We start from the raw sequence: 13,667 nt of genomic DNA on the forward strand, positions 1-13,667 counted from the left end.
AAGTCGAGCAGGGACGAAAGTCGGGCTTAGTGATCCGGTGGTTCCGCATGGAAGGGCCATCGCTCAACGGATAAAAGCTACCCTGGGGATAACAGGCTTATCTCCCCCAAGAGTCCACATCGACGGGGAGGTTTGGCACCTCGATGTCGGCTCATCGCATCCTGGGGCTGAAGTAGGTCCCAAGGGTTGGGCTGTTCGCCCATTAAAGCGGTACGCGAGCTGGGTTCAGAACGTCGTGAGACAGTTCGGTCCCTATCTGTCGCGGGCGCAGGAAGTTTGAGGAGAGCTGTCCTTAGTACGAGAGGACCGGGATGGACGCACCGCTGGTGCACCAGTTGTCACGCCAGTGGCACAGCTGGGTAGCTATGTGCGGACGGGATAAGCGCTGAAAGCATCTAAGCGTGAAGCCCCCTCCAAGATGAGACTTCCCACAGCGTTAAGCTGGTAAGACCCCTTATAGACGATGAGGTTGATAGGTTCGGTGTGGAAGCGCGGCAACGCGTGGAGCTGACGAATACTAATCGGTCGAGGGCTTATCCACACAATCCTTGCATACATGCGTATTCAGTTTTGAAGGAATGAATGATCCTTCAACGTTCCTCGGTAGCTCAGTTGGTAGAGCAATCGGCTGTTAACCGATCGGTCGGCGGTTCGAGTCCGTCCCGAGGAGCCATATGGATGGATGTCCGAGCGGCCGAAGGAGCACGATTGGAAATCGTGTAGGCGGTGTAGAACCGTCTCGTGGGTTCAAATCCCACTCCATCCGCCATACTTGGCCCGTTGGTGAAGCGGTTTAACACAGCAGCCTTTCACGCTGTCATACAGGGGTTCGAATCCCCTACGGGTCACCATATAGTGCCCTTACAAGTCAGTTGTTGGGGCCCCCGCAAAGTATTCGGAATATGCTTCAGAGCTTAAACGTCACTTTGTGGGGAACTCTGGAGGCTTAGCTCAGCTGGGAGAGCATCTGCCTTACAAGCAGAGGGTCGGCGGTTCGATCCCGTCAGCCTCCACCACTTATTACTACTGACCGAAAAGGTCCCTGTCGCGGGATGGAGCAGCTCGGTAGCTCGTCGGGCTCATAACCCGAAGGTCGCAGGTTCAAATCCTGCTCCCGCAACCAAATTCTCTCCTTATACTACCTTGAGAAACTTCGAGGTAAAGGAGGAGCGGAGTAGCTGTAATGTACAACCAAATATGGAGCTGTGGTGAAGTTGGAGTTCACGCCGGTCTGTCACACCGGAGGTCGCGGGTTCGAGTCCCGTCAGCTCCGCCATTTTCTATCAAAGAAAATGACGGATGTTTATTTTTGAGGCTCGGTAGCTCAGTCGGTAGAGCAGAGGACTGAAAATCCTCGTGTCGGCGGTTCGATTCCGTCCCGAGCCACCTTGTAGGGGCATAGTTTAACGGTAGAACGAAGGTCTCCAAAACCTTTGGTGTGGGTTCGATTCCTACTGCCCCTGCCACTTTTCATAAGAAGCAAAACATGGCGGTCGTGGCGAAGTGGTTAACGCACCGGATTGTGGCTCCGGCACTCGTGGGTTCGATTCCCATCGATCGCCCCATTGTTTTCAAAGTTGGGGAATACGCATTGGGGTATAGCCAAGCGGTAAGGCAACGGACTTTGACTCCGTCATTCCTAGGTTCAAATCCTAGTACCCCAGCCATATACATGCGGACGTAGCTCAATTGGTAGAGCGTCGCCTTGCCAAGGCGAAGGTCGCGGGTTCGAGACCCGTCGTCCGCTCCATAGCTTCACTTGAAGCATCAATGATCATGGAGGCATAGCCAAGGGGTAAGGCACGGGTCTGCAAAACCCTTATCCCCGGTTCAAATCCGGGTGCCTCCTCCATAGTACTTGCCGGTGTGGCGGAATGGCAGACGCGCGCGACTCAAAATCGTGAGGGAAACCGTGGGGGTTCAAGTCCCTTCACCGGCACCATATTTAACCAACTAACCCTGAATGTCAAGAACCCTTGATGATCGGGGTTTTTTCTATTTGCACAAACAAAAAAGGTGCGATTGCCAGTAGAATAGTGCGGGCATTTCGGGCATAGTGAATACATGGGCGGCTATCGTTCGTGAAAAAACGAGGTGGTTTTTGATGAAGTACGGGCTGCATGACAAGCCCCCGGTGGGCACTACCATTCTGTCTGCCCTTCAGTGGATGATTGTAGCAGTATCCAGCAGTGTCGCTGTTCCTTTGATGATTGGCGACGTCTACGGCCTGGGGCCGGATGAGATTGGCAATCTGATGCAGCAGACGATGTTTTTTATCGGTCTGGCTTCGCTTTTGCAGGTTTGGATTGGCCACCGATATCCGATGCTGGAAGGACCAGCAGGACTATGGTGGGGGATTTTCATTATTTTGGCTCAGATCGGAACGAGTGTCGGCCTTCATCCGAGAGAAATCGGACAGTCTTTCCAGCTCGGACTGTGTATGGCCGGTCTGCTGTTTTTGGTCTTCGGCTTCATGGGATGGATCGGGAAACTCCAGAGATGGTTTACCCCGCTGGTATCCGGGACATATATGATCCTTCTCGCCGTCTCTCTGTGCAGCAACATCCTGGCGGGCATGCTGGGTATCGGCTTTGAGCATTCCAAGGAAGTCATTCCTGGCGTGGCGGCCGTCTCCGTCGGCATTGTGGCGTTGGTCATCGTGGTGATGCGAACGAAACGTTTCTCCAGCTTTGCGGTTTTGTTTGGGATGGTGATTGGATGGGTGCTGTACGCCGTTTTAGGCTGGACGGAGCCCGTACGGCCTGCGGAACAAGTCCTTTCCTGGCCGACGCTCTTTTTCTGGGGAACGCCTCGCTGGGATTGGGGCGTAGTTCTGACGAGCATGCTGACTGGCTTCGTGCTGTTGACCAATCTGGTGACGAGCATGGTGGTCATGGGGAAAGCAACCGACACGGTCCCTACGGATAAGCAGTACAACCGGGGAGGCATTTTCACGGGCGTGTCCCATTTGCTTTCCGGATTGGGCGGCGTCGTTGGCATGATCCCTCTTTCGCTCGCGGCCGCTGTCATCCAGACGACAAGAATGGCCTCTCGACTGCCTTTTATGCTGGCGATGATCGGCATGATGGTCATCGGGTTGTTTCCGTACGTCGCGCACTTTCTGGCTGCGCTGCCTACTCCTGTCGCCTACGCGGCGATGTTCATTTCTTACACACAGCTGCTCGGCTTCGGCCTGAAAGATTACGCAAACGTGAAAATGGACGATCGGACGATTACGGTGGGAGGAAGCTCCCTGCTGGTGGGGATCGGCGTCATGTTCGTCCCGGCGTCCGCATGGCAGCACTTGCCCGCTCTTGTCAGCTTCCTGTTTGGGAACGGTCTTCTCTTGGGTGTGATTGTTTGCTTGCTTCTGGAACACGTCGTCTTCCGTAATCGGGGAGACAAACAAAAAGAAGACGGCCGCGCTGCTTGACGGGCCGTCTTTCTTTACACGTATCCTCGAAAGATTCGCTTTTCTCCTGCCATTTGGCAAGCATCGGGGCGGAAGTACCAGAAAGACCATGTTGGGCGTATTACACTGAGAGTATGTAGCTGCTGCTCAATTCGCCGCCGTTGATTTGGGTAAACATGTTCCCGGTCGACCCCAGGATCTGCTCCTTGTTTTCAAGAGGAACTTGCTCGTGAAAAAAGACTACCTGCATGAGGTTGCGGCTTTTTTCCGTGACGCACGAGCGGGTGGAATCCACGATGGGGCTGCCGAATGCTCCTTGGCCGTCCGCGAGAAGCAGCTTTCCTTCCATATTCACCTCGCGGCCGTTCAACCCTTCGTAACGGTCGGTGCTCTGGCCGAGACGGCATATGATATCGCCAGCGAGATGATCCTGGTCGTAAATGCCAAAAGGAAGAGCGTGAAGAACGGAGAAGAAGTTGTTGACGTCGACTGCGCTGTTGATCCAGAAGAACGGATTACCTTGCAACAGCCGGCGAAGCAGTGCTTCCGAAGACGGACGGTATCGGGAAGGATCGATTCCGAGTTGTTTAAACGCAGCGCGCCACTCGCGCACGCCTTCGATCTCTGTCAGCTTGGAGAGGTCGTGCTCGAGACGAAGGCTTTCGACGAAGTAGTTGATGCGTCCTTGAAGCATTTTGGGAGAGTCGCTGACGGAAGCACCGCTGTAGTGGAGGATTCCCAGAGAAAATCGGGGAAGGCGTTCGGAAACAGTGGTGTCCAGCTGCACTTTCATCCTATGTCACTCCTTATCGAGCCTATTTTTGGTAGTATAACAAATTTTTTTTGTGGACGCGACTAACCTTCGATACAATAGAAATATCAGCTGATAGATGCTGCAAGCAAGCCAGACGAAGGTACTTTTTGACGGAAGCATTGATATCGGTCATCGACGTTCTCCTAAAAAGAGGGAGTTATCGGAAAGACAATTACATCGGGTACGACATTTGCCCGACAGAAAATAAACAGAGGAGGGAGTCCCTGGAGATGACGATACGTGAAGTGCAAATTTATACAGACGGGGCATGCTCCGGCAACCCGGGACCGGGCGGCTGGGGTGCAGTCCTCATGTACGGCCAGCATCTCAAGGAGATGTCCGGCGCCGAGCCCAATACAACCAACAACCGGATGGAGCTGAAGGCTGCCATTGAGGCCTTGTCGGTTCTTAAGGAGCCGTGCCAGGTCACCCTCTACAGCGACAGCGCATACCTGGTCAATTGCTTTTTGCAGGGCTGGCATAAAAACTGGGTGAAAAAAGGCTGGAAGAACAGCAAAGGACAGCCGGTGGAAAATCAGGATCTGTGGAAAGAACTGCTTCGACTGATGGACATTCATAAAGTTGAGTACGTAAAGGTAAAAGGACATGCCGACAACAAGTGGAACAATCGCTGTGACGAGTTGGCGACAGGAGCGATCAAACAGCTGTGAACGAACGGCAGTACTGGGAGCAGACGAAGCAGTCCATCATCGCATACGCCGAACAGATCGGGATCGACAAGATTGGGTTTGCCAGTGCCGATCCTTTTACGGAATTAAAGGAAAGATTGATCGAGCATCGGGAGAAAGGGTATGAATCCGGCTTTGAGGAGCCGGATTTGGACAAGCGGACGGAACCGGGACTGATCGTGGAGGGCGCTCGTTCCCTGATCTCGATCGCACTCGCTTATCCGTCCAAGCTGGAGCAGCCGCCCAAATCGGAGCCGGGAGCGTACCGGGGCATATTGTGTCGCGCGGCTTGGGGAACGGATTACCACCATGTCCTGCGAGACAAGCTGAACAAGCTGGCTGCGTTTATTGCGCAATTGGAGCCGGGCGCGTTGATCGAGTCCATGGTGGACACCGGAGCGCTGTCCGACCGGGCGGTAGCGGAGCGGGCCGGACTGGGCTTTGTAGGAAAAAATTGCTCGCTGATCACACCGGAATTCGGCTCGTGGGTATACTTGGGGGAGCTGGTGACCAATCTGCCCTTGCCCGCGGATCAGCCTGTGGAAGAGGGATGCGGAGACTGCAATATTTGTGTGGACGCCTGCCCGACAGGCGCGTTGGTGCAGGGAGGGCAACTGGACGCACAGCGTTGCATTGCGTATTTGACTCAGGTAAAAGATTTTATTCCGGATGAATTCCGTGGAAAAATCGGCAATCGCTTGTATGGGTGTGATACATGCCAGACGGTGTGCCCGAAGAACCGGCGCATCAACATGACGCATCACGCGGAATTCCGGCCGGATCCTGAAGTCGCCAAGCCGCTCTTGCTGCCCTTGCTCGATATGAGCAACAAAGAGTTCAAAGAAAAATTCGGACTATCGTCCTCGTCGTGGCGGGGGAAAAAGCCTATTCAACGCAATGCGATTCTGGCTCTGGCGCACTTCAGGGACAAGACGGCCGTCCCGCAGCTCTCCCGCTTGCTCGAGGGCGATCCGAGACCTGTCATTCGCGGTACAGCGGCGTGGGCGTTGGGGAAAATCGGCGGGAAAGAAGCCCGTGCCGCTCTGTGTCAGGCAAAAGAACGCGAGCAGGACCGAGAAGTGCTGGCTGAGGTCGACAAAGGATGGCGGATGCTTGAGGAAATGGCTGCGGCTGGCAATGAGTAGGAGCTAGCAGGAAACAGACGAGATACGGGTAAAGGGAGGAACGTCGGATGGCAAACGCACTGGGGTATACCACCATGGACTCACCGATTGGACCGTTGCTGCTTGCATCAACTGATGAAGGCCTGTGCTACATCGATTTTGCAGACGAAAAGGACGGACTGGGCAGGTTGCAGCGGTGGTGCAAGAAGACGTTTTTGGGGGTATCCCCCGTACGCGACGATGCCCGAAACGAGGGGGCGGCGACGCAGCTCTCAGACTATTTTGCGGGAAAGCGAAAGAGGTTTGAACTGAAAGTCGACCTGCACGGTACCCCGTTTCAAAAAGCGGTATGGAACGAGCTGGCCAACATTCCGTACGGAGAGACCCGTTCGTACAAAGACATCGCGCTGGCAATCGGCGCTTCCAAGGCAGTAAGGGCAATTGGAGGGGCAAACAACCGCAACCCGATTCCCATCGTCATTCCTTGTCACCGCGTCATCGGTTCCAATGGCGCTCTGGTCGGCTACGGCGGCGGATTGTCGATCAAAGAGCATTTATTGTCCCTGGAAGGCGTGCCGCTGCACATCCAAACCTCACTTGACGAAGTCATCCGTTTCTGACGGGTGGCTTTTCTTTTTCTTCTGAATGATCATCCTGCATCATATTCTTTCGTAAGAGTTGGCGGTCGGTGGAAGGCGATTTTGCGAAAGGAGGAGCGGGATTGGACTGGAGTACATGGATCCAACGCTATTTTGACGATATCCATCAGTCTTGGCTGGATGGAAAGTACGAGCGGCTGCTCTCGTATTACAACGAGGACGATGACAGCTCTCCCGCCGAATGGGTGAGGATGGTCAGGGAAAGGCGGCAGCTGGCGGAGCGCGGAGGCACGCCTCGGTCCGTACGCGGACAGGTAGTTCCGCTTTGCTGGATGGAGACGGAGCAGGCATTGGACATCTTGCTGTCCTGGAAAGGAAGCCGCAGCTATGGACTCGGCAGTCGCGAGTGGGCCGAATCGGACTATCGGCTGCACCGAATCCGGCTTGCCAAAGGCGGACCGCAGTGGCGAATCGTGGCGCATACGGAATGGGATGGAGATGACAAGCCGGCGCTTGCCCGAGACGAGGAGGGCGACGCTGCGTCAATGGTGGAGGGCGCCGTAGTTCAGCCGCTGCTGGTCGTGCATGGGGCTGGCGGGTACAACCCGGGAAAAGCGGTCGCGTATGCCGAACAATATTGGAATACACCCAATCCGGCATACCCCCACTTTACGGACGACTGCACAAATTTCATTTCGCAGTGCCTGTACGCTGGGGGGATCCCGATGCTGTTTTCCAAGGAAAGAGGAAGGGGCTGGTGGATTCGTACGGGGAAGGGGGCGGATTGGAGCTATAGCTGGACGGTGGCCCACGCGTTGTACCTGCTGCTCAAATCTGGCGGAGCGCCGATGAGGGCAGTTTCCCGCAGCTCGCCGGATCAGCTGGAGCCAGGGGATATCATTTGCTACGACTTTGACGGAGATGGACGTTTTCAGCACAATACGATCGTGGTGGCGAAAGACGCCAATAACATGCCTCTCGTCAACGCGCATACCACAGATAGCAGCCTGCGCTATTGGGCGTATGAGGATTCGACCGCCTATACGCCCAATATACGGTATGCGTTTTTTCATATTCGAGGGGTTTGAGGCATCGGGAGGGACAGGCAAATGGGAGACGAGTGCGGCGCTTCCTACTACCGCCGCCGCCGTCTCGCCGTATGCGCAAAGCCGATGCAGCGGACCAGCCAGACGAATCCGGCGAACCACAGGAAATCGGCGAAGCTGTGCGGCTCCCCTTTGATAGACTGAGCGTAAATCAACCCGTGGAAAGCGACGAGTAAAAACAGCGACGGATTCGCTATATGAAGCCGTTTCCAGGTACCTCCGCCCAGTTTTTTTTCCGCTCGGTCAAAAGAGGTCAGCAGGAGTGCGAGCAGGATCAGAAAAGCGCACAGCCCCAAGTAATTTGCCACGCCGGACAGCGACCAATTGGGAAGAGGCCAGCCGGACCATCCCTGCGGATCGAGGAAAAACAAGCCAAGCCATCCATCGGCCTTTTGGATATGGCTTTCTTGAACGATCATCAAGCGAGGCTGGCCATTGAAAAGGACAAGCACCAGCACTACGTGGAGCACGCCAAACAGCCCCGCGCAGATCCCCACATCGCGGCGCAGGGATACGCTGGCAGACGTCCAGCGCGCCGGCAGCCAGGTACGGATCGGGCCGACCAAAAGTGTCGTTCCAATCAAAAGAAACGAGAGATAGCCGCATATCATGCTCCAGGTTTCCATGGCCGGAAAGGCCGCGAAGCTGGGCCACATCACGAATGACGCGACAGCCGACAGAACGAGGCAAACGGCGAACGTGCCCACGCGAAACCACGATTTGTTCCCTGCGTTCATATTCATTCCCCCACAATCACCGGTGACGGTGTGTTTTTTGTTAGATGCAGGCGCGGGGGATTCTGTTACAACAGGTGTTTTTAGCTGCTGAGTGGGGATTCTGTTACAGCAGGTGTTTTTAGCTGCGGGAGTGGGGCTTCTGTTTCAGACGGTGTTTTTGTGTTAGCTGCAGAAGCGGGGCAGCCGATTGGAGCATGTATCTTTTTTAAGAGGCAGTCGGGAAGCATCCCTTCACAGCTGCTGGCAGGTAGTCATGTCGGGCGCGGTTTAGGTATAATAAAGCTTGTTTCGTTTAAAGTCCGGTACATGAGGAGATTTGCCGATATGCCGTTACACATTGTATTGCACGAGCCGCTCATTCCTGCCAATACAGGGAATATCGCCCGTTCTTGCGCAGCGACAGGGGCTCATCTTCACCTGATTCATCCGCTGGGATTTTCCACGGAAGACCGTTATTTGAAACGTGCGGGCCTGGATTACTGGCACGCAGTCAACATCCATCATCACGACAGCTTTGAGAAATTCGCAGAGGCGCAAGGGGCGGATGCCGGCACTTTTTACTTCGTGGAGACTTGGGGCGAAACGCTCTATTCGGATGTTAGCTTTCGCGATGGGGATTACATCATTCTCGGCAAGGAAACGACGGGACTGCCGACCGAGCTGACTGACCGGTACCGTGAGCAGACGATCCGGATTCCCATGAGCGGCGCGACCCGCTCCGTCAATTTGTCCAACTGCGCGGCGATCGTTCTGTTTGAGGGACTGAGGCAGTTGGGGTTTCCCGGACTGAAGTAACGAGCGGACAGGAGCACGTTTTCCAGACCGACCAATCAAAAGGGAGAGATCGTATATGACTGTGAGTACCATCCTGTTTGACCTCGACGGCACCTTGTTGGAAATGCAGACCGATCCTTTTGTGAAAAGCTATTTGAAAGAAGTGGGGCGTCACGTCGGCACTCAATACGACACGGAGAAGCTGCTTTCCCTGATCTGGGAAGCAACCAAGGCCATGATCGTCAGCAAGGAGCCCGACAAGACGAATGAGCAAGTGTTTATCGAATACTTTACAAGCCACAGCGACTGGAAGCGCGAAGAGGTGTGGCGGCTGTTTGACTCGTTTTATCGCGACGTCTTCCCCACGCTCTCCCATTTGACGTATCCATCTCCGTGGGCGAAAAAAATCGTCGAGGCGGCCAAAAGCCAGGGGTTCCGCATCGCAGTCGCGACCAATCCGGTCTTTCCGCGCGAAGCCATTTACCACCGGCTGGCTTGGATCGGCATGACGTCAGACGAGTTTGAGCTGGTGACTGTTTACGAGGACATGCACTACACCAAGCCAAACCCGGGCTATTTTGCGGAAATCTGTGAAAAGCTCGGCGTGGAGCCAGCCGAGTGCGTCATGGTCGGCAACCACATGCAGGAAGACATGGTCGCATCCAAACTGGGGATGAAGACCTTCCTCGTGACCAACTGGCTGGAAGACCGCGGAGAGCCGCAATATCCGGTAGACCAGCGCGGTACGCTGGAGGAACTGCACCAAGCGATCGAGTCCGGCACCGGAGTGTTTGCACGGTAAACCGGAGCGACACGGTAAATCGGAGCGACACGGTAAATCGGGGCGACGCGGTAAACCGGAGCGACACGGTAAATCGGGGCGACACGGTAAACCGGAGCGACACGGTAAATCGGGGCGACACGGTAAATCGGGGCGACGCGCTAACCGAAACGACACGCTAAACCCTAAATAGCAGGCTGTCTTCACGGACAAGCCTGCTATTTTTTTTCGCGAAGGCGGATTCCCACACTTTTCCCAAAATCGTGAGGTAGGCTAGTCTTGGGCCGACCATCTCATGGCCTTTCGAAAGGGGAATGAAGCATGAAAAAACTGGTTTCTTCTTTATTACTGTGCAGTCTAGTGTTTGGCGGAATCTCGATCGCCAGTGCGCAAGGCGATACGAACCAGGCGGTCAAAGCTACCAAAGAGGAAAAAGCGCAGCAACACCTGGAGAAACAGCAAGCAAAGGCCGAGAAGCTGGGGATTGACGTGACAGGGAAAACTTTTGCCCAGCTCAAAAAAGAAGTCGCGGCAAAGCGCGCGGAGAAGAAGGCGCAAAGTGAAGCTGCGCTGCGTGCGAGGGCTGAAAAATGGAGCGTCGATCCTACAGGAAAGACCAAGGCGGAAATCAAGGCCGAAATCAAGACGGCGATTCAGGCAGCAAAGTCGGAGAAAAAGGATGTCAAGCTGGAGGAGCTAGCGGACAAAGCGGACAAATGGGGAATCGACTCCGCGGACAAGTCGCCCAAGCAGGTAAAGGCCGAGATCAAAGAGGCGAAAGCGGCGAAGAAAGCGACGAAGGCGGATCAGCATACAGCCAAAGCTGAAAAGAAAGCCGAGAAAAAGGCTGCGAAGAAGGCAAGCAAACAGGAAGCGACGACGAATCAAGTGTAAGCATGGAAATAAAAAAGCAGGTTGCCTGATGCAGGCAGCCTGCTTTTTTCCCTGGGAGTGCTGAACCGAAGCAGAAAGTCCGTCAGCAGTGTCTGTTGGTCTTACAGATTCCAGGTTTTGTCTTCATTGTATCCTGCAGTCAAAATGAAGAACAGAAAAGCGGCAAATACCACAGCTACGATGACCGTACCCATGTTGAATTGCTCCTTTCGTAAAACAAACTACTCCCATTATAACGTAGCCTGCCCACTTTGAAAACGGATTAACGGAGGCTGGTCCCTTCGGTCAAGGACAATTTTCGATAATCGTTCACCAATTTCAGGAAAGCGCCGAGGGCGATCGCCACGCTGAGGATTTCTCCCGTATCCAGCTGCATGCCCTTCACCCATTGATACGCATTGACGGCGCCGATCACCAGGGTAGCGGCTCCGGTCAAGTACAATCCCATTTTGATTTGTTTGCGGTCTGTATTCGTGTCCATGTCTCTACCTCCGAATAGGGGTGTATTCATCATTGCTTTTAGCTCCTCTTGATAAATGAAGTGTACATAAAAATCCAGTGAATGAACCATCGATTTCGCTTACATATCAGTGATGTAAACCTTACATGTTTGTAAGCCGGAGGAAGGAAAAAATGCTCGTGCACGATTTTTTGTGGCAAGATTGCCGAAACTTGCGCTCCTATCTCGCATACAGATATGTAAAGGCTTTACGAGCCTGTTGGCAACCGAGGAAAACGGGGTTCCACGCGAATGCGTGACCACAGGCAGACATATACATGAAAGTACATTGTCGTTGGGGAAGAGAGAGGGGCTTATGAGGGAGGAGTGTCGAGCATGGACATTTTAAAACGAATCGCCGAGCACCGGGCCCGCGAAGAGAACCTGATGTGGAGAGGTACGTTCGCTGAATATTTGGAATTGGTTCGAAAAAATCCGCAAATTGCACAAACGGCTCATTCGCGTGTGTACAACATGATCAAGAGCGCCGGTGTGGAAGAAAATGAAGATGGCAGTCGTTCGTATCAATTTTTCAGCCGGGAAATCTTCGGATTGGATCGTTCGATCGAAAGACTGGTCGAAGAATATTTTCACTCTGCGGCACGCCGCCTGGATGTGCGCAAACGCATTTTGCTGCTGATGGGCCCCGTCAGCGGCGGAAAATCGACGTTGGTGACCATGCTGAAGCGGGGGCTGGAAGAGTATTCCCGAACAGATGAAGGTGCCATTTACGCCCTGGACGGCTGCCCCATGCAAGAGGAGCCGCTTCATCTCATTCCGAATGAGCTGCGACCGGAAGTGGAGGAAGAGCTGGGAATCAAAATCGAAGGCGAGCTGACGCCGTACAACCGGATGAGGCTGGAAACCGAATACGGGGGTTGCATCGAAGACTTCCCGGTTCGCCGTATCCTGTTCTCGGAAGCCAACCGCGTCGGGATCGGTACGTTCAGCCCATCCGATCCGAAATCCCAGGACATCGCCGACTTGACGGGGAGCATCGACTTTTCGACCATTACCCGGTACGGTTCGGAGTCCGACCCGCGAGCCTACCGCTTTGACGGCGAACTTAACAAGGCTAACCGCGGCCTGATGGAGTTCCAGGAGATGCTCAAGTGCGACGAAAAGTTCCTCTGGCATCTGTTGTCCCTCACGCAGGAAGGAAACTTCAAGGCAGGACGGTTCGCCCTTATTTCGGCCGACGAACTAATCGTCGCCCACACGAACGAATCGGAGTACAAGGCGTTTATCGCCAACAAGAAAAACGAGGCGCTGCAGTCGCGGATCATCGTCATGCCGATGCCTTACAACCTGCGCGTGAGCGACGAGGAAAAAATATATTCCAAGCTGATCAAGCAGTCCGATCTGGGGCATGTGCACATCGCGCCGCATGCGTTGCGGTCGGCGGCGATCTTCTCCATCCTGACCCGCCTCAAGGAGTCGAAGAAGCAGGGCGCGGATCTGCTGAAAAAAATGCGCCTGTACGACGGCGAATCGGTCGAGGGGTTCAAGGGCGCCGATCTCGAGGAGCTGCGCAACGAGCATGCGGATGAAGGGATGTCGGGAATCGATCCGCGGTATGTCATCAACCGCATTTCCAGCGCCTTGATCCGCCGCGATACGGAGTGCATCAACGCCCTGGATATCCTGCGCGCGCTGAAGGAAGGCTTCGACCAGCATCCATCCATCACCAAGGAGCAGCGGGAGCGGTACATGAACTTCATCTCCAGTGCTCGCAAGGAATATGACGAGCTGGCCAAAAAAGAAGTGCAAAAAGCGTTTGTCTACAGCTATGAGGAGTCGGCCAAGACGCTCATGGACAATTATCTGGACAACGTCGAAGCGTATTGCAACATGAACAAAATCCGCGACCCCGTCACCGGTGAGGAGATGGATCCGGATGAGCGCCTGATGCGTTCCATCGAGGAGCAGATCGGCATCTCGGAAAATGCCAAGCGGGCATTCCGCGAAGAAATTCTCATCCGCATCTCGGCTTACGCTCGCAAAGGCAAGCGGTTTGACTACAGCACGCACGACCGTCTGCGCGAGGCAATCGAGAAGAAGCTGTTCGCGGACCTCAAAGACGTCGTGAAAATCACAACCTCGAACAAGACGCCGGATGAGCACCAGCTGAAAAAAATCAACGAGGTGACGAAGCGGCTCATCGAGGAGCATCATTACTGCCCGGTATGCGCCAACGAGCTGTTGCGCTACGTCGGCAGCCTGCTGAACAGGTAACGG

12 protein-coding genes, 13 tRNA genes and 1 rRNA gene (1 of these 26 cut by a window edge) are annotated in these 13,667 nt (G+C 54.5%); 23 read left to right on the top strand and 3 right to left on the bottom strand.

From position 1 onward, the window contains the following. From RGB73_RS06130 to RGB73_RS06200, 15 genes are all read left to right on the top strand, one after another. Positions 1 to 541 (top strand): 23S ribosomal RNA (locus tag RGB73_RS06130); it begins 2,388 nt to the left of the window's first position. 56 nt (positions 542 to 597) lie between these two features. Further along, a tRNA-Asn gene (locus tag RGB73_RS06135) sits at positions 598 to 673 on the top strand. 3 nt (positions 674 to 676) lie between these two features. Further along, a tRNA-Ser gene (locus RGB73_RS06140) sits at positions 677 to 769 on the top strand. A 5-nt stretch (positions 770 to 774) separates the two neighbouring features. Then, a tRNA-Glu gene (locus RGB73_RS06145) sits at positions 775 to 851 on the top strand. 89 nt (positions 852 to 940) lie between these two features. Then, positions 941 to 1,016 (top strand) — tRNA-Val (locus RGB73_RS06150). 30 nt (positions 1,017 to 1,046) lie between these two features. Next, positions 1,047 to 1,123, top strand: a tRNA-Met gene (locus tag RGB73_RS06155). Between the two features lie 76 nt (positions 1,124 to 1,199). Then, positions 1,200 to 1,276 (top strand) — tRNA-Asp (locus RGB73_RS06160). Positions 1,277 to 1,313: 37 nt separating this feature from the next. Next, positions 1,314 to 1,386: transfer RNA gene (locus RGB73_RS06165), tRNA-Phe, on the top strand. A 6-nt stretch (positions 1,387 to 1,392) separates the two neighbouring features. Next, positions 1,393 to 1,466, top strand: a tRNA-Trp gene (locus tag RGB73_RS06170). A gap of 23 nt (positions 1,467 to 1,489) precedes the next feature. Further along, positions 1,490 to 1,565 (top strand) — tRNA-His (locus tag RGB73_RS06175). 27 nt (positions 1,566 to 1,592) lie between these two features. Further along, positions 1,593 to 1,667, top strand: a tRNA-Gln gene (locus RGB73_RS06180). 7 nt (positions 1,668 to 1,674) lie between these two features. Continuing rightward, positions 1,675 to 1,750, top strand: a tRNA-Gly gene (locus RGB73_RS06185). Between the two features lie 28 nt (positions 1,751 to 1,778). Then, positions 1,779 to 1,852, top strand: a tRNA-Cys gene (locus tag RGB73_RS06190). A gap of 8 nt (positions 1,853 to 1,860) precedes the next feature. After that, positions 1,861 to 1,942 (top strand) — tRNA-Leu (locus tag RGB73_RS06195). Between the two features lie 162 nt (positions 1,943 to 2,104). Continuing rightward, positions 2,105 to 3,433: a purine/pyrimidine permease gene (locus tag RGB73_RS06200; protein WP_310770104.1), complete on the top strand. Its 1,329-nt coding sequence runs from the start codon at positions 2,105 to 2,107 to the stop codon at positions 3,431 to 3,433. Positions 3,434 to 3,533: 100 nt separating this feature from the next. Here RGB73_RS06200 and RGB73_RS06205 read toward each other — a convergent pair whose 3' ends face one another. Continuing rightward, the gene (locus RGB73_RS06205; protein WP_310770106.1) at positions 3,534 to 4,205 is read right to left on the bottom strand and encodes a B3/B4 domain-containing protein; all 672 of its coding nucleotides are present in this window, start codon (positions 4,203 to 4,205) and stop codon (positions 3,534 to 3,536) included. 251 nt (positions 4,206 to 4,456) lie between these two features. Between RGB73_RS06205 and rnhA the strand changes: the two genes are divergently transcribed. The 4 genes from rnhA to RGB73_RS06225 all read left to right on the top strand — a co-directional run bounded on the left by rnhA (position 4,457) and on the right by RGB73_RS06225 (position 7,726). After that, complete coding sequence (gene rnhA / locus RGB73_RS06210; protein WP_310770108.1) at positions 4,457 to 4,897, top strand: ribonuclease HI; 441 nt, start codon at positions 4,457 to 4,459, stop codon at positions 4,895 to 4,897. Then, on the top strand, positions 4,894 to 6,060 hold the full coding sequence (queG, locus tag RGB73_RS06215; protein WP_310770110.1) for a tRNA epoxyqueuosine(34) reductase QueG: 1,167 nt from the start codon (positions 4,894 to 4,896) through the stop codon (positions 6,058 to 6,060). The genes rnhA and queG overlap by 4 nt, the downstream gene beginning before the upstream one ends. A 47-nt stretch (positions 6,061 to 6,107) precedes the next feature. Further along, the gene (locus RGB73_RS06220; protein WP_310770112.1) at positions 6,108 to 6,659 is read left to right on the top strand and encodes a methylated-DNA--[protein]-cysteine S-methyltransferase; all 552 of its coding nucleotides are present in this window, start codon (positions 6,108 to 6,110) and stop codon (positions 6,657 to 6,659) included. 101 nt (positions 6,660 to 6,760) lie between these two features. Further along, a complete protein-coding gene (locus tag RGB73_RS06225) occupies positions 6,761 to 7,726 on the top strand; it encodes an amidase domain-containing protein (protein ID WP_310770114.1) in 966 nt (321 codons plus the stop codon). A gap of 47 nt (positions 7,727 to 7,773) precedes the next feature. Here RGB73_RS06225 and RGB73_RS06230 read toward each other — a convergent pair whose 3' ends face one another. Next, positions 7,774 to 8,481 (bottom strand): ferric reductase-like transmembrane domain-containing protein, encoded by a 708-nt coding sequence (locus RGB73_RS06230; protein ID WP_310770115.1) that lies wholly within the window; start codon positions 8,479 to 8,481, stop codon positions 7,774 to 7,776. A 324-nt stretch (positions 8,482 to 8,805) separates the two neighbouring features. On the opposite strand from RGB73_RS06230, the gene trmL reads away from it, so the two are divergent. The 3 genes from trmL to RGB73_RS06245 all read left to right on the top strand — a co-directional run bounded on the left by trmL (position 8,806) and on the right by RGB73_RS06245 (position 10,930). Further along, complete coding sequence (trmL, locus tag RGB73_RS06235; protein WP_310770117.1) at positions 8,806 to 9,276, top strand: tRNA (uridine(34)/cytosine(34)/5-carboxymethylaminomethyluridine(34)-2'-O)-methyltransferase TrmL; 471 nt, start codon at positions 8,806 to 8,808, stop codon at positions 9,274 to 9,276. 55 nt (positions 9,277 to 9,331) lie between these two features. Then, positions 9,332 to 10,057 carry an HAD family hydrolase gene (locus RGB73_RS06240; protein WP_310770119.1) on the top strand — a complete coding sequence of 242 codons (726 nt, stop codon included), beginning with the start codon at positions 9,332 to 9,334 and terminating at the stop codon, positions 10,055 to 10,057. Between the two features lie 300 nt (positions 10,058 to 10,357). Continuing rightward, positions 10,358 to 10,930, top strand: coding sequence for a hypothetical protein (locus tag RGB73_RS06245; protein WP_310770121.1), 573 nt, complete (start codon positions 10,358 to 10,360; stop codon positions 10,928 to 10,930). A gap of 262 nt (positions 10,931 to 11,192) precedes the next feature. Here RGB73_RS06245 and RGB73_RS06250 read toward each other — a convergent pair whose 3' ends face one another. After that, positions 11,193 to 11,411, bottom strand: coding sequence for a hypothetical protein (locus tag RGB73_RS06250; RefSeq protein WP_310770123.1), 219 nt, complete (start codon positions 11,409 to 11,411; stop codon positions 11,193 to 11,195). 354 nt (positions 11,412 to 11,765) lie between these two features. Here RGB73_RS06250 and RGB73_RS06255 point away from each other — a divergent pair, with 354 nt between their 5' ends. Next, positions 11,766 to 13,664: a PrkA family serine protein kinase gene (locus tag RGB73_RS06255; protein WP_310770124.1), complete on the top strand. Its 1,899-nt coding sequence runs from the start codon at positions 11,766 to 11,768 to the stop codon at positions 13,662 to 13,664. The last annotated feature ends 3 nt before the right edge of the window (positions 13,665 to 13,667 follow it).

The organism is Brevibacillus brevis, assembly GCF_031583145.1.
GTDB lineage: Bacteria > Bacillota > Bacilli > Brevibacillales > Brevibacillaceae > Brevibacillus > Brevibacillus brevis_E.

Excerpts from the sequence above, each read along its gene's own strand:
- RGB73_RS06200 (WP_310770104.1), top strand. The coding sequence starts at position 2,105 with ATGAAGTACGGGCTGCATGACAAGCCCCCGGTGGGCACTACCATTCTG.
- RGB73_RS06240 (WP_310770119.1), top strand. The coding sequence starts at position 9,332 with ATGACTGTGAGTACCATCCTGTTTGACCTCGACGGCACCTTGTTGGAA.
- RGB73_RS06230 (WP_310770115.1), bottom strand. The coding sequence starts at position 8,481 with ATGAACGCAGGGAACAAATCGTGGTTTCGCGTGGGCACGTTCGCCGTT.
- RGB73_RS06205 (WP_310770106.1), bottom strand. The coding sequence starts at position 4,205 with ATGAAAGTGCAGCTGGACACCACTGTTTCCGAACGCCTTCCCCGATTT.
- rnhA (WP_310770108.1), top strand. The coding sequence starts at position 4,457 with ATGACGATACGTGAAGTGCAAATTTATACAGACGGGGCATGCTCCGGC.
- RGB73_RS06250 (WP_310770123.1), bottom strand. The coding sequence starts at position 11,411 with ATGGACACGAATACAGACCGCAAACAAATCAAAATGGGATTGTACTTG.
- trmL (WP_310770117.1), top strand. The coding sequence starts at position 8,806 with ATGCCGTTACACATTGTATTGCACGAGCCGCTCATTCCTGCCAATACA.
- RGB73_RS06220 (WP_310770112.1), top strand. The coding sequence starts at position 6,108 with ATGGCAAACGCACTGGGGTATACCACCATGGACTCACCGATTGGACCG.
- RGB73_RS06245 (WP_310770121.1), top strand. The coding sequence starts at position 10,358 with ATGAAAAAACTGGTTTCTTCTTTATTACTGTGCAGTCTAGTGTTTGGC.
- RGB73_RS06255 (WP_310770124.1), top strand. The coding sequence starts at position 11,766 with ATGGACATTTTAAAACGAATCGCCGAGCACCGGGCCCGCGAAGAGAAC.